17 protein-coding genes are annotated in these 19,603 nt (G+C 68.6%); 14 read left to right on the top strand and 3 right to left on the bottom strand.

The features are described 5' to 3' along the window. The first annotated feature begins 77 nt into the window (after positions 1-77). The 5 genes from NJ4_RS16270 to NJ4_RS16290 all read left to right on the top strand — a co-directional run bounded on the left by NJ4_RS16270 (position 78) and on the right by NJ4_RS16290 (position 7,124). Positions 78-812, top strand: a complete 735-nt coding sequence (locus NJ4_RS16270) for an HpcH/HpaI aldolase family protein (protein ID WP_281178337.1) — start codon at positions 78-80, stop codon at positions 810-812. A 49-nt stretch (positions 813-861) separates the two neighbouring features. Continuing rightward, on the top strand, positions 862-2,106 hold the full coding sequence (locus tag NJ4_RS16275; RefSeq protein ID WP_082748751.1) for a cytochrome P450: 1,245 nt from the start codon (positions 862-864) through the stop codon (positions 2,104-2,106). Positions 2,107-2,367: 261 nt separating this feature from the next. Then, positions 2,368-3,174, top strand: coding sequence for an HAD family hydrolase (locus tag NJ4_RS16280; RefSeq protein ID WP_067437501.1), 807 nt, complete (start codon positions 2,368-2,370; stop codon positions 3,172-3,174). A 119-nt stretch (positions 3,175-3,293) separates the two neighbouring features. Further along, positions 3,294-6,506: a family 78 glycoside hydrolase catalytic domain gene (locus NJ4_RS16285; protein ID WP_082748753.1), complete on the top strand. Its 3,213-nt coding sequence runs from the start codon at positions 3,294-3,296 to the stop codon at positions 6,504-6,506. Between the two features lie 66 nt (positions 6,507-6,572). After that, on the top strand, positions 6,573-7,124 hold the full coding sequence (locus NJ4_RS16290) for a hemerythrin domain-containing protein (protein ID WP_067437507.1): 552 nt from the start codon (positions 6,573-6,575) through the stop codon (positions 7,122-7,124). Positions 7,125-7,236: 112 nt separating this feature from the next. Here NJ4_RS16290 and NJ4_RS16295 read toward each other — a convergent pair whose 3' ends face one another. Further along, positions 7,237-7,920, bottom strand: coding sequence for a hypothetical protein (locus NJ4_RS16295; RefSeq protein WP_067437509.1), 684 nt, complete (start codon positions 7,918-7,920; stop codon positions 7,237-7,239). 227 nt (positions 7,921-8,147) lie between these two features. Here NJ4_RS16295 and NJ4_RS16300 point away from each other — a divergent pair, with 227 nt between their 5' ends. From NJ4_RS16300 to NJ4_RS26010, 5 genes are all read left to right on the top strand, one after another. Beyond that, on the top strand, positions 8,148-9,245 hold the full coding sequence (locus NJ4_RS16300; protein WP_169799277.1) for a CaiB/BaiF CoA transferase family protein: 1,098 nt from the start codon (positions 8,148-8,150) through the stop codon (positions 9,243-9,245). 61 nt (positions 9,246-9,306) lie between these two features. Next, complete coding sequence (mhpA, locus tag NJ4_RS16305) at positions 9,307-10,968, top strand: bifunctional 3-(3-hydroxy-phenyl)propionate/3-hydroxycinnamic acid hydroxylase MhpA (protein ID WP_082748755.1); 1,662 nt, start codon at positions 9,307-9,309, stop codon at positions 10,966-10,968. Continuing rightward, positions 10,955-12,259 (top strand): MFS transporter, encoded by a 1,305-nt coding sequence (locus tag NJ4_RS16310; protein WP_067437517.1) that lies wholly within the window; start codon positions 10,955-10,957, stop codon positions 12,257-12,259. The genes mhpA and NJ4_RS16310 overlap by 14 nt, the downstream gene beginning before the upstream one ends. A gap of 21 nt (positions 12,260-12,280) precedes the next feature. Continuing rightward, positions 12,281-13,021, top strand: coding sequence for an enoyl-CoA hydratase/isomerase family protein (locus NJ4_RS16315; RefSeq protein WP_067437519.1), 741 nt, complete (start codon positions 12,281-12,283; stop codon positions 13,019-13,021). After that, positions 13,018-13,902 (top strand): FAS1-like dehydratase domain-containing protein, encoded by an 885-nt coding sequence (locus tag NJ4_RS26010; RefSeq protein WP_169799278.1) that lies wholly within the window; start codon positions 13,018-13,020, stop codon positions 13,900-13,902. Before NJ4_RS16315 ends, NJ4_RS26010 begins: the two co-directional genes overlap by 4 nt. 22 nt (positions 13,903-13,924) lie before the next feature. Here the strand turns inward: NJ4_RS26010 and NJ4_RS16325 are convergent, their stop codons facing one another. Beyond that, positions 13,925-14,827 (bottom strand): tripartite tricarboxylate transporter substrate binding protein, encoded by a 903-nt coding sequence (locus NJ4_RS16325; RefSeq protein ID WP_067437521.1) that lies wholly within the window; start codon positions 14,825-14,827, stop codon positions 13,925-13,927. Positions 14,828-14,871: 44 nt separating this feature from the next. Further along, complete coding sequence (locus NJ4_RS16330; protein ID WP_067437619.1) at positions 14,872-15,267, bottom strand: universal stress protein; 396 nt, start codon at positions 15,265-15,267, stop codon at positions 14,872-14,874. 89 nt (positions 15,268-15,356) lie between these two features. Here NJ4_RS16330 and NJ4_RS16335 point away from each other — a divergent pair, with 89 nt between their 5' ends. From NJ4_RS16335 to NJ4_RS16350, 4 genes are read left to right on the top strand one after another with little or no spacing between them, the layout of a single operon-like run. Further along, a complete protein-coding gene (locus NJ4_RS16335) occupies positions 15,357-16,682 on the top strand; it encodes an aromatic ring-hydroxylating oxygenase subunit alpha (protein ID WP_082748759.1) in 1,326 nt (441 codons plus the stop codon). After that, positions 16,679-17,200 carry an aromatic-ring-hydroxylating dioxygenase subunit beta gene (locus tag NJ4_RS16340; protein ID WP_067437523.1) on the top strand — a complete coding sequence of 174 codons (522 nt, stop codon included), beginning with the start codon at positions 16,679-16,681 and terminating at the stop codon, positions 17,198-17,200. Before NJ4_RS16335 ends, NJ4_RS16340 begins: the two co-directional genes overlap by 4 nt. 35 nt (positions 17,201-17,235) lie before the next feature. Then, positions 17,236-18,192: a zinc-binding dehydrogenase gene (locus tag NJ4_RS16345; RefSeq protein WP_169799279.1), complete on the top strand. Its 957-nt coding sequence runs from the start codon at positions 17,236-17,238 to the stop codon at positions 18,190-18,192. Position 18,193: 1 nt separating this feature from the next. Continuing rightward, positions 18,194-19,576, top strand: a complete 1,383-nt coding sequence (locus tag NJ4_RS16350) for an MFS transporter (RefSeq protein WP_067437527.1) — start codon at positions 18,194-18,196, stop codon at positions 19,574-19,576. The last annotated feature ends 27 nt before the right edge of the window (positions 19,577-19,603 follow it).

Here is a 19,603-nt window from a genome sequence, read left to right on the forward strand (position 1 = left end):
AACTGATTCCGATGCGTCGGAACAAGCTTCGCCGGGCCTTGGCCGGTGACGAGCCCTTCGCGCTCGGCGGCCTGGTCATGCTCGAAGGTCGTGCCACGGCGCAGGTGATGGCCGTTGGAGGCTACGACTTCCTGATGGTCGACGTCCAGCACTCGGCATTCAGTGGTTCGTCGTTCGGGGACGTGGTTGCCGCGGTTCGGGGCACAGACACGGCCGTGATCGCGCGCGTGGCGCCCGGGCGGGCCGACCAGATCGAATGGGTCCTCGACCAGGGCGCAGACGGTGTGATGGTTCCCCTTGTCAACACAGTGGAGGAGGCGAACGCGGCGGTTGCCGCGTGCCGGTATCCGCCGGTCGGTCGGCGAAGTGTCGGTGGCGTCGCGAACTTGTTGCTACGGGGTCCCGACTACGTCACCGAAGCCGACGAGGACGTGGTGTGCATCATCCAGATCGAGCACTTCGAGGGTGTCGAGAACCTGGACGCCATCCTCTCCGTTCCGGGTATTGATGCGGTGACCCCGGGGCACGTCGACCTGGCGAGGTCTCTCGGACACGTGGCCGACTACTCCTCGGGGATTAGCTACAGCTCGATGCCCAAGGTCGTACAGGACGCGTTGGCATCGATTTCCAAGACGTGTGAAGCCCGTGGCGTGCCGGTCATCCCGGTGGCTGGGTCGCTAACTGAGGTCCAGGACGCCGTGGACAACGGAATCCGGGTGCTGTTCTGCAGCGGTGACTTTCATCTGCTGACCCAGGCGGTGGCCGCGAACGTGTCGCAGTGCCGTGCCCTGCTTGAGTCCACAACCAACTAACCGAGTCCGACCTCTCTTGGGCGGGGTCAACTGAAGGAGAAGAACCGAGATGTCAGTTCAGGAATCGTCCGTCGACCGTGACGTGCGTTGCCCCGTCGTTCATTTTGAGGTGGCGCCCGAGCGCGAAGCCGGCAGCTACTGGGAGATGGGCAAGGAGCTTCGGGAGAAGGGTGAGGTGCTCTTCAACACTCTCGCCCAAGGTTTTTGGGTGCTCACCTCATATGACACAGTCAAAGAGATGTACCAGGACGGAGACACCTTCTCCGCTCGCGTCATCACTGCGTGGAACCCGGAGCCCCATGCGCGCATGATTCCGATGAACATCGATCCGCCGGAACACATCCAGTTCCGGCAGTTGCTCAACGACTGGTTCTCCCCATCGGCAATTCGTGAACATAGGGAGAACCATCGAGCCATCTGCCGGCGCTACGTCGAGTCCTTCGCCGAATCGGGAAGCATTGACGCCGTGGCCGAGTTCGCCATCCGGTATCCCACGGAGGTCTTCCTTGACTTCGTGGGGATGCCCAAGGAGGACACGGAGTTCCTGGTGGAGTGGGTCGACGAGTTCTTCCTGGGCTACAGCGGTCGCAAGCCGGGTCTTGATGCGTCGGGTGCGAAGAAGATCAAGGACTATTACCAGGAGAACCTCGACAAGCGTCGCGCGACGCCACAAGCGCCGCGGGAACGCGATTTCATCGGACACCTGCTGCAGTCGACGGTCAACCCGGACGGGACCGGAGAGCGACCGCTTTCTGACTCTGAAGTGGTCGACATCTGCTTCTTCCTCACCATCGCCGGGCTGGACACGACGCGGGCACAGCTCGGCTGGTTGCTGCATCACCTGGCCACAAACCCTGACGATCGGAAGCGGTTGCTCGACGAGCCCGGGCTGTCCGTGAACGCGGTCGAGGAGTCGTTGCGCTACCACGGTCAGGTCTACGGCGATGGCCGCGTGCTGACGCGCGACGTCGAGTTCCGCGGATGCCCGATGAAGGAGGGTGACATGGTCTACGGACTGGCCTCGATCGCCAGCCGGAGCGACAAGTTCGAAGACCCTGACACATTCAAGATCGACCGGAAGCCGAGTGCTCACCTGGGGTTTGCCGCCGGTGCTCATCGGTGCGCCGGCGCCCACCTGGCGCGTCAGGAACTCCAGCTGGCGCTCGAGGAGTGGCACCGACTGATCCCGAACTACGAAGTCGACTCGATCGAGCCATTGATGGAGCGCGGTGCCCAGCTAAGCCTCTTGAGCCTTCCCCTGAAGTGGTCGGTGTCCGACGCGGTCGGTGACTAAGGACCTCGATCGCGCTCACGGCTTGATCGTCGGGCACAGCAGGGCCCCAAGCCTGGGCGTCATCGAGGGTTTGCCGGGTTCGCATCCTCCGCGCACGAAGTTCCCCCGGGCAAGGGGCGTGGTCGTGGTCAAAGAGTCGAGGGCGTCGCGGCCGGAGTACGACGGCTCCTGAGATCGATCCGCGCCAACGCGGTGGCTCTCGACATGCCGCTCGTTCCTCGCGGCTACTCGACCAACGAGGGGTGCGGCTAGCGTTCGGGCATGACTTGGCGACCCGGGCTCGTGGCGTTGGACGTCGACGGCTGTGTGCTGGAGTGGGAACGCGGAACCGACAAGACCTCGGAGAAGGTCACGCCTGCGGTCTTCGACTCGGTCGCCCGCGTCCTGCGTGCCGGCGTACCGGTCGTGCTCGCCAGCGGGCGGTCGACGCACGGGCTCGTGGACGTGGCGGCGCTGCTGGACCTGCCGTCGCCGGGCTGGCTGGTGGGCTCGAACGGTGCGGTGGTGTCGACGTACGCACCACCGCGGATCGTGCGCGACTGGTGCTTCGACGCCCGACCGGTCGTGGAGGCGGTGCTCGCGCGATTTCCCGACGCGATGATCGCGGTCGAGGAGGCGGTGATCGGCTATCAGGTGAACCGGCCGTTCCCGCGTGGGGAGCTGTCGGCGCCCAGCACGGTGCTCCCACCCGAGAAGATCGGCTGGCGGCGCGCGCCCCGGGTGATGATCCGGCGCCCCGGGAGCTCCTCGGCCGAGCTGGCGTCCCTGGCCTCGGAGCTGGGGTTGGCCGGCACCGACTACGTCGCCAACCTGACCGACTGGCTCGACCTCTCCCCGGTCGGGGTGAACAAGGCCTCCGGGCTCGCGTTCGTCGCCGAACGGCTCGGCGTGGGTGCTGCCGACGTACTCGCCATCGGGGACGGGCGCAACGACATCGAGATGCTGCAGTGGGCCGGCCGCGGAGTGGCGATGGGGCAGGCCGTGCAGGACGTGCACGATGCGGCGGACGCCTCGACCGCGAGTGTCGGCGAGGACGGGGTGGCCGTGGAGCTCGACCGCTGGTTCTGACGCCGGTCGGGTGACCGCATCCGGCCAAAGTGTGGCCCCAGTCCCGGCCGGGCTCTACGTTGTCTGAAACGTATCAATCGCGACTGGGGCGGCGCGGGCGCTCCTACAGGAGACAGAGCATGCAGCGATCCCGACGAGGACAGCCCCTGCGGGCGCTCCTTGTGACTCTGGCACTGGTCGCCTCCGGCGCTCTCGCAGTGACGGCAGCCTCCGGGCCTGCCCAGGCTGCGGGGCCGGCGCCGAGCGGCCTGGTGGTCGACCAGCGAACGACGCCGGCCGACGTCGACCCCGACTCCCCAACGCTGGGCTGGCAGGTCTCGTCTGCGCAGCAGGCGGCCTACCAGGTCCAGGTGGCCGAGACCACGCAGGGGCTCAACTCTGGTCGCGCTCTCGTGTGGGATTCCGGCCGGGTCGCCTCACCGGACAGCACCAACGTTGCCTGGGGCGGGCCGGCGCTCACCCGTGCGGAGTCCTACCTCTGGCGGGTCCGCACCTGGGACGGATCCGGGAATCGTTCACCATGGTCGCGTCCGGCAGCCTTCGGCACCGCACTCGGCACCACCTGGTCGAACAGCGAGGCGATCTGGGCGCCGGAGGGCACGGCTCCGCAGTGGGGTGACTACACCCTCGAGGCCACCTTCCGGATCGCTCGACAGAACGCCACCATCGTCTTCAACGCCCAGGACAACGACAACTACCTGATGTGGCAGCTGCGCGGCGACGGCGTGAACCAGCTCGCTCCGCACACCCGGATCGGTGGCCGCTACGAGGTTCTCAAGACCGTTCCGCTCCCGGTGAGCCTGCAGCGCGACACCGACTACGACCTGCGCCTCGAGGTCTCCGGCTCCACGGTGAGGACCTTCCTCGACGACCAGCTGATCGACACCACGCAGGACGTGCCCTTCTCCCACGGCACGGTCGGCTTTCGCACCGGCGGCTCCGAGACCAGCGCCTGGGACGACCTCAGCGTGACCAGTACGGGGGGTGGAGTGCTGTTCCAGCAGGACTTCGACGTCCCCACCAGCGACTTCTCGTGTGGCACCGTCTCCGGCGGTCGGCTCGTCATCGGCACCTCGAGCAGCTGCCTGTACGGCGTGACGTCGAACGACTGGGCGTTCCTCCGGGGTGAGTTCGACACCGCGCCCGACAAGGAAATCCGCTGGGCGACCGTGTTCGCCACCGGCGCCTCGGCCGAACCGGGGAGCCAGTACGTCTACAAGCTGTACCTCAACGGTGAGTTCGTCGGTCTGGGCCCGACCCGCTCGATCAGCACCGAGACTCGGTTCGACGGCTACGACGTCACCCGCTTGGTGAGTGAGGGCGGCAACGCCCTCGGGGCTCTCGCCTGGACGCCGACCGACCAGCGCTTCCAGGCCGAGCTGGTCATCGAATACATGGACGGCACCCGCCAGGTGATCGGCACCGACGACTCGTGGCGCACCATGATCGGCGGTGCGGTCTTCCCCGATGCCGGCTCGATCGGCACCGGTTTCTTCGCAGCGCCCAAGGAGAACCTCCAGGCGGCCACCTTCCCGACCGGCTACGACAAGGTGGGATTCGACGACAGCGAATGGTCTGCCCCCGTCGTCAAGAAGCCGTTCACCAACCTCCAGCCGACTCCCACCGACAAGGTCGAGGAGCAGCGCAAGCTGCCGGTCAGCGTGGTCGAGAAGGCGCCGGGTCACTACTTCATCGACTACGGCCAGAGTTGGATCGGCGGCCTGGCTCTCGACCTCGAAGGCACCCGCGGCCAGCAGGTCGACCTGCGCTTCGGTGAAGAGCTGAGCTCGCCGCAGACCGTTCGCCACAACATGCGCACCGGCAACAGCTACCGCGATGTCTGGACGTTGACCGACGGTCCTCAACACCTCGAGACCTGGGGGATGCGACTGTTCCGGTACGCCGAGGTGATCGGTGCGCCGGCTGGGCTGACGGCGGAGGACTTCCCGCTGGTCGCGCAGGTCTATCCCTACGACAGCGACGGCGCACGCTTCGACTCCTCCGACGACGCCCTCAACCAGGTGTGGGAGCTGTCACGGCACACCGTCGAAGCGACGAACCACAACCTGTACGTCGACTCCTGGACCCGGGAGCGCAAGGCCTACGAGGCCGACAGCTACCTGCAGATGATGGCCAACTTCTTCACCTCCTCCGACCCGACGCTGGGCAACTACTCGATCGAATACCTGATGACCCGGCGTACCTGGCCGACGGAGTGGCCGATGTACACGATCCTCGCCGTGCACGACAGCTATCAGCAGACTGGGGACGTGGCGGCGCTGGGCCACAACTACGACGCCCTCGTGGCCAAGCTTCCGACGCGGTGGCTCGAGGAGAGCACGGGCCTGATTCGCAAGAATCCCGGTGGCAGCTCATGCACCGACTGCGACATCGTCGACTGGCCGGCCTCCGAGCGAGACGGCTACGTCTTCCGTGAATACAACACGGTGGTCAATGCCATCGGCTACCGGAGCTTCAGCGACATGGCCGACATGGCCGCGGCGATCGGGAAGGACGCGGACGCGGCCCGGTTCAACTCCATCGCGCAACGGCTGCGCGCCGCCATGAACGATCGGCTGTACGACGAGGAGCGGGGTGCCTATCGGGACGGTCTGTCGGCTGACGGCACACCCATCGATCACTTCGCCGTCCAGGCGAGTGTCTTCGCCACGGCCTTCGGGGTGCCGACGCCGGAGCGAGCCTCCCGCGCGGCCGACTACCTCGGTGAGCGCGGGATGCAGTGCAGCGTGTTCTGCGCGGCCTTCGTGATTGAGGCGCTCTACAACGGCGACCGGGGTGACGTGGCCCTGCACCTGCTCACGGACGACGGTCTGCGCAGCTGGATGAACATGATCGACAACGGTGCCGGAGCCACGGCCGAAGCCTGGGACGTCAGCCTGAAGCCGAACATGACCTGGTCGCACCCGTGGGCGGCCTCGCCCGCCTACAACGTGCCGCAGGGCCTGTTCGGCATCAAGCCGCTGGCCCCCGGTTACGGGCAGTTCGCGGTGCGGCCGCAGGGAGCCTCGTTGGACTGGGCGCAGGTGACCCTGCCGACGCTCAAGGGCCGGATCGGTGTCGCGTTCGCCCGGGTGGGTGACCACACCGACCTCGGGGTCAGTGTTCCCGGCAACACGGAGGGCACGATCTCCGTGCCGGCGGCTGCCGACCTACCCCCTGTGGTGTGGGTCGACGGCGCCCGCCGTGACGCCGTACGTGACGGTGAGTATCTGAAGGTTGAGGGCGTCGTCAGTGGTTGTCACGTGCTCAGCACCGCCCCCGGCGAGTCGCCCGAACGGGAGCGGCTGACCTCGGTCTGCTCGGCGCCCTGAGACGCGCGTTCCTCAACCATCGAGTTCTCCGCCGTTGGATCGGCACAAGTGGGTACCGTCGGGAGCATGACCACTTCTGGAATCGACCTGGGTCGCCCCACTTCGGGCGACGTCCTCGACCTGATCACCGACGACCACCGTCGCTTCGAGCTGCTGCTCAGCCAGCTGCGCCAGAACACGGCGGATCGTGACGCCGCCCGTCAGGCCTTCGCCCACGTCCTGATCGCCCACGGCGAGGCGGAGGAGGAGATCGTCTACCCCGTCCTGCGGCGCAAGGCCGGGGACGTCGACGCCCACGACATCGAGCACGGCACGGAGGAGCACGCGGAGGGCAACGAGGCGCTGCTCGCCGTCCTCGAGCTCAAGGGCACCGACACGAAGGCTTTCACCGACGCGGTCGAAGAGCTCAGCAACATGATCGCGCACCACGTCGCGGAGGAGGAGCTGAGCATCATCGCTCCGGCGCGCACCGAGGTCTCGGCGAAGGTACGCCGTGAGCTCGGCGAGAAGTGGGCCGCGCGACGCAACAAGCTGATCGACGAGGGCTGCGGCTCGCTGACGAACGTGCGTCGCGTGGTCGCCAAGGCGGAGAAGAAGGGCCTGCTCGACGACGAGTGATCGGCGCGGTGGTGTCGAGACGCTCGTTCCTCGCTCCTCAACCACCGTCAGTGGGTCAACGCCGTCGCCGTCGACGTGCGCAAGATCGGGTTCACCGGATCGACCGTGGATGTCACCTGCTGAGCGGGCGTTCTTGGGCGCTCTCGGGCTCGATGGTGGTCCACCGTGCGCGAAAGGACATCGGCAGGTGCCTGCCGGCGAACTGCTCGAACCACGCTCCCGGCGCTTCCAGGGTGAGGGTGGCCTGCTGCATGCCCGCCTGCGCCGTGCCTGCGTGGTCGCGCTGGCTGCCGTGGATGGCGGTGACCTCGGCGCCGATCGCGAGGAACCCACCGACCAGTCCGATGAACGCCATCGGTTGGCGACGCTCGACGCGCAGGCCAAGCAGCATGCGGGTCAGCCACGACATGTGCCAACCGGGCTCCAGGGCTCGTCGTGCCTGTTCCTCACAGCGACGGACCTCCTCAGACGTCTGCGCCTCACCGTTGCCTGTCTGCAGGACGCCCTCACCGACTCTGGCGACGAAGCAAGGTCGTTGGACCGACTCCACCAGGTCGGGTGCCTGCAGGTGTGGGCGGACCAGCGCCCGGACTCGCCTTTCGTCATAGAGCAGGCTGCCCCGAAGTCGCAGGCCCGGCCCCGCGACTCCGGCCAGGAGGGCGCGACGAGCGGAGGCGCGGGTCACCCCCATGTCGACGAGCACTGCCGCCGCTTGGCGAGCACTGAGCATGCTGGCGTTGGCGGCGGGTGGGGCGATCGTGGCGAAGCCGTTGGTGGTGGCGTTGTTGGTTGGCATTGCGTCACCGTAGGAGCGCGCACCGACATTGAGGTTTGGCAACCGCGGCCCCGCTCGGTCTGATGGACCACCTGGTCCATCAGACCGAGCGGCCGGGCGACTGCCCCGGAATCGGCCGCCCGCGACCCCCGCCTCCTCTCGACTATGGACCAACCATTGACTAAGGTCGGGTGCGCGCCAAGGATGACCACACCCCGGCCATCGGGCCGAACCTGGAGGAGAGTCGCGTGGAGTCTGACCTGCCGTTGTCCGGAGTGCGCATCCTGGACCTGACCAGCCTGCTGCCCGGACCCTTCGCCGGCCAGATGTTGGTCGACCTGGGCGCCATCGTCGTGAAGGTCGAGCGCCCCGGCGGAGACCCGATGCGACACCTCGGTGCGGGCACCTTTTCGGTCGTGAACCGCGGCAAGCACTCGATCGAGCTGGACCTGCGCGACGAAGCAGACCGGGTGCTCGCCGTCGAGCTCGCGTCCGAGGCCGACGTACTCCTCGAGAACGGGCGTCCCGGCGCCACCGCGAAGTTCGGCCTCGGCTTCGAGGCACTCAAGGAGCTGAATCCCCGGCTGGTCTACCTGTCCCTGAGTGGGTGGGGCCAAAGTGGGCCGGCGGCGGGGGAACCCGGCCACAACGCCAACTACCTCTCGCGGGCCGGCGGCACCTGGCTGACCGGCGGGCCGGGGACCCCGCCCTCGGATGCGGTGCCGGTGGCGCAGGCCGACATCGGTGCCGCCCTCTACGGCGTGATCGGGGTGCTTGCAGCCCTGCGTGAGCCGCGGCAGGCCCGGCACCTCGACGTCTCCCTCTTCGCTACGGGGCACGCGCTGCTCGCGCCGCGCTACGGGGAGTACGTCGACAAGGGCATGCCCGGCAGGGACGAGCTGCTGCGCCGCCCGGCGCACGGCGTCTTCGAGGCCGGCGACGGCGAGTGCCTGACCATCGCGGCGGTCGAGGACCAATTCTGGTGCGCGCTGTGCAAGCTCATCGGGCGTCCCGACTTGGCGGCGCGCGAGGACCTGAGTGACTATGCCGAGCGTTGCCGGCGGGCCGACGAGATCGACGCTGCGGTGGCGAGGGCGTTCCGGACCCGCCCGCGGGACGCCTGGCTGGCGCTGCTGCGCGAGCACGACATCCCCGCGGCGCCCGTGCTGCGGCCCGAGGAGGCGGTGCTGGACCCGCAGGCGCAGCATCTGGGAATTCAGCCGGACTGGCCTGTCGTGCGGGCGTTCCTCCCGATCGCAGGGCTGCCCCGGGTGGCCGGCGGTGAGCCCGTCGAACGGGATTCCGCCGGGGGCAAGATCCGAGCGACCCGCTGGGCTGAGCTCTGACCGCCCCCAGCCCCATCTCGCTTTCGCGCACCAGCTCTTGACCAGCCCGCGCCACTGCCCAATGATTGGACCATTCAATCACCGTGGTGAGGAGTGGCCAGTGGACGCGGACGTTGCCATCGTCGGAGCGGGGCCCACCGGCCTGACCCTGGCGAACCTGCTGGGGAACCTGGGCCTCTCAACCGTGGTGCTCGAACGGTCGGCCCCCGGGAGCGAGGTCAACTACCCGCGAGCAGTGGGGATCGACCATGACGCGCTGCGCACCTTCCAGACCGTCGGACTGGTCGACCAGATGCTTCCCGACATCGTCCAGAACACCGCTGTCCGGTTCTTCGCCGCCGACGGCTCTCTCCTGGCGGACATCCACCGGCAGCCCGAAGGTGGGCGACAGGGTGGGTGGTTCCGCCGGAACATGTTCATGCAGCACCTTGCCGACCGAGTCCTGGCCGAGGGAGTCCAGCGCTTTCCCCATGTGCGGGTCCAGCACAACGCCGAGGTGTTCTCCCTCGATCAGGACCGTGCGTCGGTCACGCTCGGGGTCCGCGACGTCGTGACGGGGGAGTGCCGCGAGCTCCGGGCGAGCCACGCTGTGGGTGCGGATGGCGCACGGAGCACCATCCGCAAGCTGGCTGACCTGCCGCTGGAGGGCGACACCTACGAGGAACCCTGGCTGATCCTCGAGGTGAGCAATGACCCGTGGGACGCGCCGTACTCATCCTTCTTCTGTGACCCCGCGCGTCCGGTCTACTCCGGGCACCTGCCTCACGGTCACCGTCGCTGGGGGCTGATGCTGCTGCCGGGAGAGTCGGATGAGGAGGTGGTCAGCGACGCGGGACTGCGCCGACTCCTGTCGCCGCTGGTGCCCTCCGTCGCCGCTCTCGACATCATCCGGGCTCAGGTCTACCGCCACCAAGCACGCCAGACCGGCAGCTTCGTGCGCGGTCGCGTTGCCCTGGTCGGCGACGCCGCGCACCTGATGCCGCCCTGGGCCGGGCAGGGCCTGAACAGCGGGATCCGTGACGCCACCAACCTCGGCTGGCGGCTGGCAGCCGCGCGCGAGGGCTTCGACTCCGACGCCCTGCTCGCCGGCTATGACGCCGAGCGTTCCGCCCATGTCCGTCAGGTGATCGCGCTGTCGCGGCGCTTCGGCAAGGTGTTCATCCCTCGCGAGCGCCGGGCGGTCGCGATCCGCGACGCGGTGATGCACGGCGTACGACGGTCCCGACGGTTGCGTGACCCGCTCACGGCCCGCTGGTTCTCGACGCCGCTCCGCTACACCACGGGCGCGTTCGTCCACCATGCCGGCGCTGACCAGCACCGTGCGGTCGGCTCGATGTTCGTCCAGCCGAACGTCGAGTACGACGGGAACGACGTGCCGCTCGACGACGTGCTGGGGCCCCGGTTCGCGGTGATCGGCTACCGCTGCGACCCCGTCGCGGGGCTGTCCGACGAGGACCACGCCTTCTGGTCCCGGCTCGGCGCCACCTTCGTCCGTGCGGACATCTCCCGGTCTCCGGCGCCCGAGTCGGTGCTCGGGCAGGTCCGGGTTGAAGACGTGCACGGGCAACTGGCCACCTGGTTCGGCAGGCACGACTCCGAGCTGGCCGTGGTCCGGCCAGACCGGGTGCTCGCCGCCGTCGGCGGTCTTGGCGACCTCGAGGCGATCACCCGTGACCTGCGGGCCCGGCTGCCGGAGGCCACGGGCGACGATGAACGGGCCTGACCCGCACACCCGACGGTCCCAGACCACCGGGACCCTGCTGGCCGTGGCCATCACGATCTGTGGTGCCCTGCCCACCTTTCTGACGAGTGCGCTGGCGGTGCAACTGCAGGACGACCTCCACTTCGGGCCGGGCGCCCTCGGTTTGGCCACCTCCGTCTCGTTCGGCGTCGGCGGCCTGACCTCCCGACACATGGGGCGGGTCGTGCAACACCGCGGTTCCCGGTTCGGCTTCCACTTCTCCCTCACACTCGCCGCCATCGCGCTGATGATCGTGCTGGTCGCGCCGTCCTACCCCGTGCTCGTGCTGGCCCTGTTCGTGGCGGGCCTCGGCAATGCGGCCGCACAACCCACCGCGAACCTGATGATCACCGAGGTGGTCGGCCGCCGTCGCCTGGGACTGGCGATGGGTTTCAAGCAGTCCTACATTCCGATCGCATCCCTGCTTGGTGGCCTCTCTGTGCCCATCGTGGCCGTGAACTACGGCTGGCGGTGGGCCATCGGTGGGGCCGTGGTGATGTGCGTGATCACCCTGGCCGGTGGCCGACGTCGTACGCCTGGTCCACGCGGGAAGCTCACGCCGGTGCTGGACTCCACGGAGTCCACGGAGCCCACGGAGCCTACGGAGCCCACGGGTGAGGTGCCGACAGGGCCCGCCATGAGCCGCAGGGGGGTGCTGGTGCTGACCATCGGTGGCGGGCTGGCCGCCGGCTCGGTCACCGCACTCGGTGTGTTCCTCGTCGACGCCGCGGTCGACGCAGGTGTGGAACCCGGGATGGCCGGCTACCTGCTGGCATTCTGCGCTGCCTGTTGCCTGGTCGGACGGGTCTCGGCCGGCTGGCTGGCCGATCGCATCCAGGGCCGCAGCCTCTACATCGCCTCGGTCAACATCATGCTTCTCACGGTGGTCGGGATGTTGCTGCTGGCCATCGGCGATGGCTGGGTCTTCATCGTCGGCGCGATCCTGGGCTACCTCGGCTGGACGTGGCCTGGCCTGTTCCACCTCGCCGTGATCCGCGACAGCCCCGGCGCCGTGGCCTCGGCCACCGGCACGGTCCAGTCCGGCTTCTCCGGGGGCGCCGCCATCGGACCTGTCCTGCTCGGCATGCTCGTGGAGGCCACGTCGTACGAGGTGGGCTGGCTGACGGCCGCCGTCATCAGCGCCCTCGGCATCGTCGTCGTCCGTTGGGCCCGCCGCATCCTGCGCCGCGATCGGGGACTGCCGGCCGGCGGCCCGGTTCCCGCGGCCGGCTCGCCGCCCACTGACCGCCGAAGGAACCCAGCCCATGGATGAACAGCACACCAGGAGGACACCATGAAGGAGACGTCGGACCGCACGGTCCGGACCGAGCGCCGGGGCCCCGTCCTGATCATCACGCTGGACCGACCCGGGGCCCTCAACGCCATCAATCGGGCAACGTCACAGCAGTTGCACACCGCATTCGACCAACTACAGGACGACGGCGAGTTGGCTGTCGGCGTGCTCACCGGCACCGGCCGTGCCTTCTGTGCCGGCTCGGACCTGAAGGAGATCGACGAACGGCCCGCCTTCACCGACGGGCTGCGCCACGGAAATGTCACCAGTCTGGTCCGGCGCGACCTCGGGAAGCCCCTGGTCGCCGCGGTCAACGGGCTCGCCTTCGGAGGCGGCATGGAGCTGGTCCTGGCCTGTGACCTCGCGGTCGCCGGCCCACCTGCGAGGTTCGGCCTGCCCGAGGTGAAGCATGGACTCGTGGCCGCCGCCGGTGGCCTGCTGCGCGGCCCCCGTCAGCTCCCCATCAAGGTGCTGCTCGACCTGGTGCTCACCGGCGGGTCGTTGGACGCCGACCAGGCGCTGGCCCGCGGCCTGGTGAGCCGGATCGCCGAGGACCCGGTCGCTGAGGCGATCACGATGGCAGCCACGATCGCCGGACACCCCTCGCAGGCAGCGGTGCGGGCCTCCCGTGACGCGGTGCGCCGAGGGCTCGACGTGCCGCTCGAGGCCGAGGGCGGGGCCTGGGACGTGGTCGAGCCCGACGTGATGGCGGTTCTCCTCGCCGCGGGCGGCAGGTCATGACCCGGCTGCCGGAGGCCGGGGACACCGGGTCGGCGTTCCGCCTCCCGATCGAGGAGGGCAAGGTCCGGGAGTTCGCTGCGGCCACCAAGGCCCGCCACACGTCGTACGCACGGAGCGACGGCGCCGGTCCGCTCGTTGCGCCGCCGACGTTTCTGACCACGGCTGCGTGGTGGCTGCCGCCCGGCGGCGGCGTCCTCGAGGGCCTCGCTGACGACTGGTCACGGTTGCTGCACGGCGGCCAGCGCTACGTCTTCCACGGACCGCCGCCGAGCGCAGGGCAGACCCTGGTCGCGACCCAGCGGATACGGGAGGTCACCGAACGCACCGGCCGCAGGGCCGGGACCATGACCTTCATCGACTGGTGCACGGACTTCGTCGATGCCGACGGCACCCTGCGCGCAGAGGAGCGGCATCTGACCATCCGGACCGACCGGCCCCCGTCGGCCTCCGGCGACCCTGCGGCGACCAAGGTCGCGCCTCGCGACGAACCCGCTCTCGCCGGCTTCGTCGACGAGCCGGTGTCAGTCACCGACATCGTTCGATACCAGGGAGCGTCGGGGGACCTGAACCCGATCCACCACGACCACGAGCTGGCCCGCGCACACGGCTACCCGTCAGCGTTCTCCGTGGGGATGCTGCATGCCGGCATCCTGGGCAGCCACGTGGCCACCATCTTCGGTCCCGAACGCGTGCGCGACTTCGGTGTTCGCTTTCGCGAGCAGGTCTGGCCGGGGGACGAGCTGGTGTACGGCGGTCGCGTCGTGGGGCGGCGCGAAGCAGCAGGGGAGCAGTTGCTCGCCCTGCGTCTCGAGGTCCGCCGAACCGACGGCCAGGTGCCCATGACCGGGGATGCCCTGGTCGTGGACCCCGACGCGTCGTGAAGGCGCAAGTCGTGCCGGGTGGTCAGCCGCTCGACTCGAGCGCCTCCTTGAAGTTCGCCTCCGATTCGGTGAGGAACTGGCCGAACTTCTCGTGGTCGCTGAACGGCATCGTCACGAAGTCCGCGCCGATCTTGTCCACGACATCGTCGTCCTGGACACAGGTGCGGAAGGCGTCCTCGAGGGTCCCCACCACTGAGTCCGGAAGTCCTTCGGGACCGTAGAGGCCCCACCGGTTGTCGGGGATCGTGGCATCCGGAAAGCCGAGCTCGGCCAAGGTGGGCACCTCAGGGAGCCATTCCACACGCTCTTCCCCCAAGGCGGCCAGGGGGACGAACCGGCCGTCGTCCAGGAAGGGCTTGACCTGCTTGGCTGCCTCCACGGCGGTGACGTCGACGTCGCCGGCGAGCAGGGCCCGGTGCTGAGCGGTCTCGCCTTCCAGCGGCACCACCTTCGTGTCGAGCCCATACTTGTCGGCGAGCAGGTTGAGGGCGAAGACCTTCGGGCTGGTTGGCCCCGGCACGGCCACCGTGTACTTGCCCGGATCCTTCTCGATCGCCTCGAGCAGCTCCTCGCCGGTGTCGAACGGAGCGTCGGAGCGGGCGACCAGGATCTGCGACGAGTGCCAGCCCTCGGCAATGGGCGTGATGTCGGAGGTGGTGAAGCCGAGGTCGTCGAGTTGTGGAGACAGCGTCAGGTAGGTCGCTGGGTTCAGACCCAGCGTGTAGCCGTCGGGCTCGGAGTTGATGATCTCTCGGTTCGCGACGGCGCCGGAGGCACCGTCGGCGTTCCTGACGACGACCGTCTGGCCCAGCTCCTCTTTCAGGCATGGTGAGATCGCCCGGGCATTGATGTCGGTCGAGGCCCCCGGTGCGTTGCCGAGGACGAGATCGATCGTGTCTTCGCCACGTTCTCGGGGGCGTGTCAATCAATGAAGAGGACTTCTGGACGCCGACCGCTGGAGGGGGTCGGTCAGGCAGGTGGCTTGACCGCGAGGACGGGGCACGTCGCGTGCATGAGGATCCGCTGGGCGTCGCTCCCCAGGATCAACTTGCCGACGGCGCTGCGGTGACGGAGACCGATCACGATCAGATGGGCCTCGAGCCGCTCCGCGGCGTCGACGATGTCCTCGGCCACGTCACCGGGCTCGACCATGCGCTCGATCTCGAACTCGATGCCGCTGTCGGAGAGACGCTGCTCCAGGCTTTCGGCCTGCGGGTCGGTGAGTCGATTGTCCTCGATCGCGGAGTCGCCGCGAGCGACATTGAGGACCACGAGTCGATCCTCATGTCGACGGGCCTCCTCGACGGCACGCTCCAGTGCTGCATCGCCCAAGGCGTTCGGCTTGTAGGCCAAAAGGATCGTCATGACCATTCCTCTCGTGTCGCTTGACTCGGAGGGCAAGTCTAACCCACAATGGTCCAACCATAGACATTTTGTGAAGAAGGAGTCCTGCGATGGCTGGCTTCGCGCCTGAATCGAGCGTGACCCCGGAGATTCAACGTATCGCCCCCCGGGAGACCCAGTACCTGAGAGACGAGCGGACCCCGAACCGCTTTCTCGTGCACCGCAAGGTATTCACCGACCAGCAGATCTTCGAAGCCGAGCGTCGCAAGATCTTCGACAAGTGCTGGATCTACGTCGGACACGAGTCCGAGATTCCGAAGCCCGGAGACTTCGTGGCACGGGAGGTGGCCGGTCGCCCAGTCCTCTTCACCCGCAACAAGGACCACGAGCTGCGGGTGCTGCTCAACTCCTGCTCGCACCGAGGCGCCGAGGTCTGCCGCGAGCGGCGAGGCAACCAGAAGCGATTCCGGTGCTTCTATCACTCGTGGGCGTTCTCGAACGACGGCGACCTGATCAACATGCCCGACGAGGGCGGGTTCCCCGAAGGATTCCGCAAGGAGGACCACGGGCTGGCCAAGCCGGAGCAGGTCGACTCCTACCGCGGGTTCGTCTTCGCGACGTTCAACCCGGAGCAGGAGCCGCTCGAGGACTACCTCGCCGACGCCAAGTACTACCTCGACCTGACCGCGGACCAGGCGCCGGACGGCAAGGGCATGAGCGTCACACCTGGCACCCACGAGTACTCGATGCGCAGCAACTGGAAGCTGCTGGCGGAGAACAGCTCCGACGGCTACCACGCCATTCCGGTCCACAAGACCTACCTTGACGTCCAGCGTTCGCGCGGTGACGACATCGCCGGGAGCACCGAGAAGGACTGGAAGGACTCCCACGCCTTCGACCTCGGCAACGGCCACACCGTCACGGTGAAGCAGGCCCCGTGGGGCCGGCCTGTCGCACGGTGGACGCCCTCCATGGGTGAGGACACCAAGGAGACCGTCGAGCGCAGCTACCAGCGACTCGTCGAGGGGCACGGCGAGGAGCGTGCGGAGATGATCGCGAACCTCGACTTCAACATGCTGATCTTCCCCAACCTGGTGCTGAACAACATCATGGCGGTGATCATCCGGACCTTCTACCCGAACCAGCCCGGGCACATGAACGTCACCGCCTTCTCCCTCGCCCCCGGCGACGAGGACGAGGCATCGCGTCGGGTGCGCAACGAGTCGTTCCTCTCCTTCCTCGGTCCGGCCGGACTGGCCACCCCCGACGACAACGAGGCGCTCGAGTCCTGCCAGCGCGGCTACGAGGCACGCCCCGGCGAAGGCTGGTCGGACGTCTCCCGCGGCATGGACAAGGCACATCCAGCGAACTGGGACGAGCTGCAGATGCGCACCTTCTGGCGGCGCTGGGACACCCTGATGGGAGAAGAGGCATGAGTTTCAGGTACGCCGAGGAGAAGAAGGTCTCCTCGGAGAAGTTCACCCGCGCCGAGGTCGAGGACTTCCTCTACTACGAGGCCCAGCTGCTCGACGCGTGGAAGCTCGAGGAGTGGCGGGACCTGTTCGAGGAGGACGGCCACTACATCGTCCCGTCCACGGACAACCCCGACGGGGACCTGGCCATGGACCTGGCGCTGATCGACGACGACCACGAGGGTCTGCGTGGTCGGGTCCAGCGACTGATGAGCACCTACGCGCACATCGAGAACCCGCGCTCGCGGACCCGCCGCATCATCAGCAACGTGAGGCTCTGGGACCACGACAACGGTGAGCTCGGCGTCCGGTGCTCGGTCGTCGTCTACCGTTCCCGGGTGCCCGGTACGACGTCGTACGTCGCGGACGTGCACTACCGGCTGCGCAAGCAGGGTGACTCGTTCGGGATCGCGTTCAAGCACGCGATGCTCGATCACCACACCCTGCGCGATGTCGGCGGCGTGCTCTCGATCATCCTGTGAGCGCGCAGCCCCAACCGCGAGCGATGCGGGCCGCGGTGCCTGACCACGGAGTGGTCTCCCCGGTCGAGATCCCGCGGCCCGCGCCCGGTCCGGGCCAGGTGCTCGTCGAGGTCCGCGCCGCGGGGATGAACCGGGCAGACCTGCTGCACGCCAAGGGCCGCTACGGCCAGCGTGCGTTCGCCGGCACCACAGGTCCCGACGTCGCCGGGATGGAGCTGGCCGGACGGGTGGTCGCGGTCGGTGACGGCGTCGACGACCAGATCCTGGGCACCCGCGTGATGGCGATGACTGCCCGCGCGTACGCCGAGTACGCCGTCGTGGACGAGCGCCTGCTGATGGCGGTGCCCGAGGAACTCTCCTGGACCGATGCAGCGGCACTCCCGATGGCTCTGCTCACCGAGTACGAGGCCCAGGTCGCACTGGCCAGATCGGTCGCCGGCGAGCGGGTGCTGGTCATCGGTGCCACGTCAGGCGTGGGCCTCATCGGAGTCCAGCTGGCTCGCACCATCGGGCCGGCGTCGTTGGTGGCCACCAGCCGCAACACCGACGTCGATGCCCTGCTGCAGTCGCTCGGCGCAGGCACGGTCGCACACACTCCGGACGAGGTGGCCAACGCCTCCACCGAGGGGTACGACGTGGTCATCGACCACGTCGGTGGGGACTGGCTCGGCACCGCACTGGCACACCTGCGCAACGGCGCCCGCGTGGTGTCCGTGGGTCGGCTCGGCGAGCGGACCGTCCAGGTCGACCTGACTGCGCTGGCCGGGAAGCGGGCCAGCCTGATCGGGACCACGTGGAAGACCCAGGAGCTGGCGCAGATCGCCGACAGTGTCGCCGGAGTCCGTGAGCACGTTCTGCCCGCTGTCGCAGACGGCCGGATCCGTCCGGTGGTCTCGGGAACCCTCGAGTTCGGCGACATCGCGGGCGGCTACCAGCGGCTCGCCGACGGGCACAGTCCGGGCAAGCTCGTCGTGGTCGTCAGCCGGGACTGACGTGGGGGAGTCGGCGCGCCCCGGTGCCGTGGCCGCGGTGCTGGTCGCGGCGGCCGCGGTGGCCTCGCTCGTCTACAGCCTGGCCATGCCGCTGCTGGGCGAGTTCCCGGCGATCTTCGGGATCAGCGCCTCCAGCGCCACCTGGATCATCGTCGCCAACTCCGTCTCCGGGGCGGTCTCCACCCCAGTCACCGGACGCCTCGGCGACACGTGGGGCGCCCGCCGTACCCTCCTCGGTTCGATGGCCTGCCTGGTCGTCGGCTCGGTGGTCTGCACGGTGGCCACGAGCCTCGAGGTGATGCTCGTCGGGCGGGTCCTGCAGGGCGTCGCGGCCGGCACCGTGCCCTTGGCGATCGGCATCGTCCGCCACGTGGTCCCGGCCAGGAACCTGGGCGCGGTGATCGGCGCGTTGAGCGCCACGCTCGGGCTCGGCAGCGGGGTCGGGATCACCATGGCGGGCCTGCTGCTCGCACACGGCAGCTGGCGCCTGGTCTTCGCAGCGACCAGCCTTCTGGCCGTGGTCGTCTTCGTGCTCGTCGCCAAGCTGGTGCCCGCAGACGCCCCCGCGACCACACGGCAGATCGACGTGTGGGGAGCGGTCGGCCTCGGCATCGTGCTGACCTGTCTGCTGGTGCCGCTGAGCAAGGGCTCCGAGTGGGGCTGGGGATCCGCGCTCGTGTGGTCGATGGCCGGTGTCGCCGTCGTGGTCGGCGCTGCCTGGGTGGTGCACCAGTTGCGGCACCGTCAGCCGATGGTCAATGTGCGTCTGGCCCTGTCGGCGCGCTTCGGGGGCGTGCTCGTGCTGTCCCTCGTGGTGGGCGGCACCATCTTCTTCAGCCTGCTCACCGTGGTCGTGGTGGTGCAGGCCCCGCACGGGACCGACTACGGACTCGGGCGAACCGCGCTGGCCTCCGGCCTGGTCCTGATCCCCGGCAACTTGATGATGCTGGTGGCACCGGTGCCGACCGCTCGTTTCGCACGGGAGTTCGGCGTGCGGGCGGTTCTGCGCGTCGGGCTGGCCATCGTGGCGGCCGGCTATCTGCTGCGTGCCGGGCTCGACCGGAACCTGCTCGAGGTGAGCCTGGGCTACCTCTTCGTGCAGTCGGGGGTTGGCGTCTGCCTGGCCGCGCTGCCGTTGGCGGTGGCGCGCAGCTCCCCGGCGGCGGAGACCTCGTCCGCGCAGGCGCTGAGCACCACGATGCGGCAGACCGGCATCGCCATCGCCGGTGCGGGCTATGCGGCCCTGGTCGCGGTCATGCACCTGGACTTCGAGGGCCACTTGTTCCCGACCTCGCGCGCCCTCGACGTGTCGTTCCTGGCCGGTGTCGCGATCGCGCTGGTTGGCATCGTCGGAACCTACGTCGGCGTGCGCCGTGTTCACTGACCGACGCGATGCCGCGATCGGGGGCTC

This window comes from Nocardioides jensenii JCM 1364 = NBRC 14755 (genome assembly GCF_001552535.1).
GTDB lineage: Bacteria > Actinomycetota > Actinomycetes > Propionibacteriales > Nocardioidaceae > Nocardioides > Nocardioides jensenii.

Bases quoted from the DNA above. Each gene is read 5' to 3' on its own strand.
- NJ4_RS16270 (WP_281178337.1), top strand. From the start codon at position 78: ATGCTCGAAGGTCGTGCCACGGCGCAGGTGATGGCCGTTGGAGGCTAC.
- NJ4_RS16275 (WP_082748751.1), top strand. From the start codon at position 862: ATGTCAGTTCAGGAATCGTCCGTCGACCGTGACGTGCGTTGCCCCGTC.
- NJ4_RS16280 (WP_067437501.1), top strand. From the start codon at position 2,368: ATGACTTGGCGACCCGGGCTCGTGGCGTTGGACGTCGACGGCTGTGTG.
- NJ4_RS16285 (WP_082748753.1), top strand. From the start codon at position 3,294: ATGCAGCGATCCCGACGAGGACAGCCCCTGCGGGCGCTCCTTGTGACT.
- NJ4_RS16290 (WP_067437507.1), top strand. From the start codon at position 6,573: ATGACCACTTCTGGAATCGACCTGGGTCGCCCCACTTCGGGCGACGTC.
- NJ4_RS16295 (WP_067437509.1), bottom strand. From the start codon at position 7,920: ATGCCAACCAACAACGCCACCACCAACGGCTTCGCCACGATCGCCCCA.
- mhpA (WP_082748755.1), top strand. From the start codon at position 9,307: ATGATTGGACCATTCAATCACCGTGGTGAGGAGTGGCCAGTGGACGCG.
- NJ4_RS16310 (WP_067437517.1), top strand. From the start codon at position 10,955: ATGAACGGGCCTGACCCGCACACCCGACGGTCCCAGACCACCGGGACC.
- NJ4_RS16315 (WP_067437519.1), top strand. From the start codon at position 12,281: ATGAAGGAGACGTCGGACCGCACGGTCCGGACCGAGCGCCGGGGCCCC.
- NJ4_RS26010 (WP_169799278.1), top strand. From the start codon at position 13,018: ATGACCCGGCTGCCGGAGGCCGGGGACACCGGGTCGGCGTTCCGCCTC.
- NJ4_RS16330 (WP_067437619.1), bottom strand. From the start codon at position 15,267: ATGACGATCCTTTTGGCCTACAAGCCGAACGCCTTGGGCGATGCAGCA.
- NJ4_RS16335 (WP_082748759.1), top strand. From the start codon at position 15,357: ATGGCTGGCTTCGCGCCTGAATCGAGCGTGACCCCGGAGATTCAACGT.
- NJ4_RS16340 (WP_067437523.1), top strand. From the start codon at position 16,679: ATGAGTTTCAGGTACGCCGAGGAGAAGAAGGTCTCCTCGGAGAAGTTC.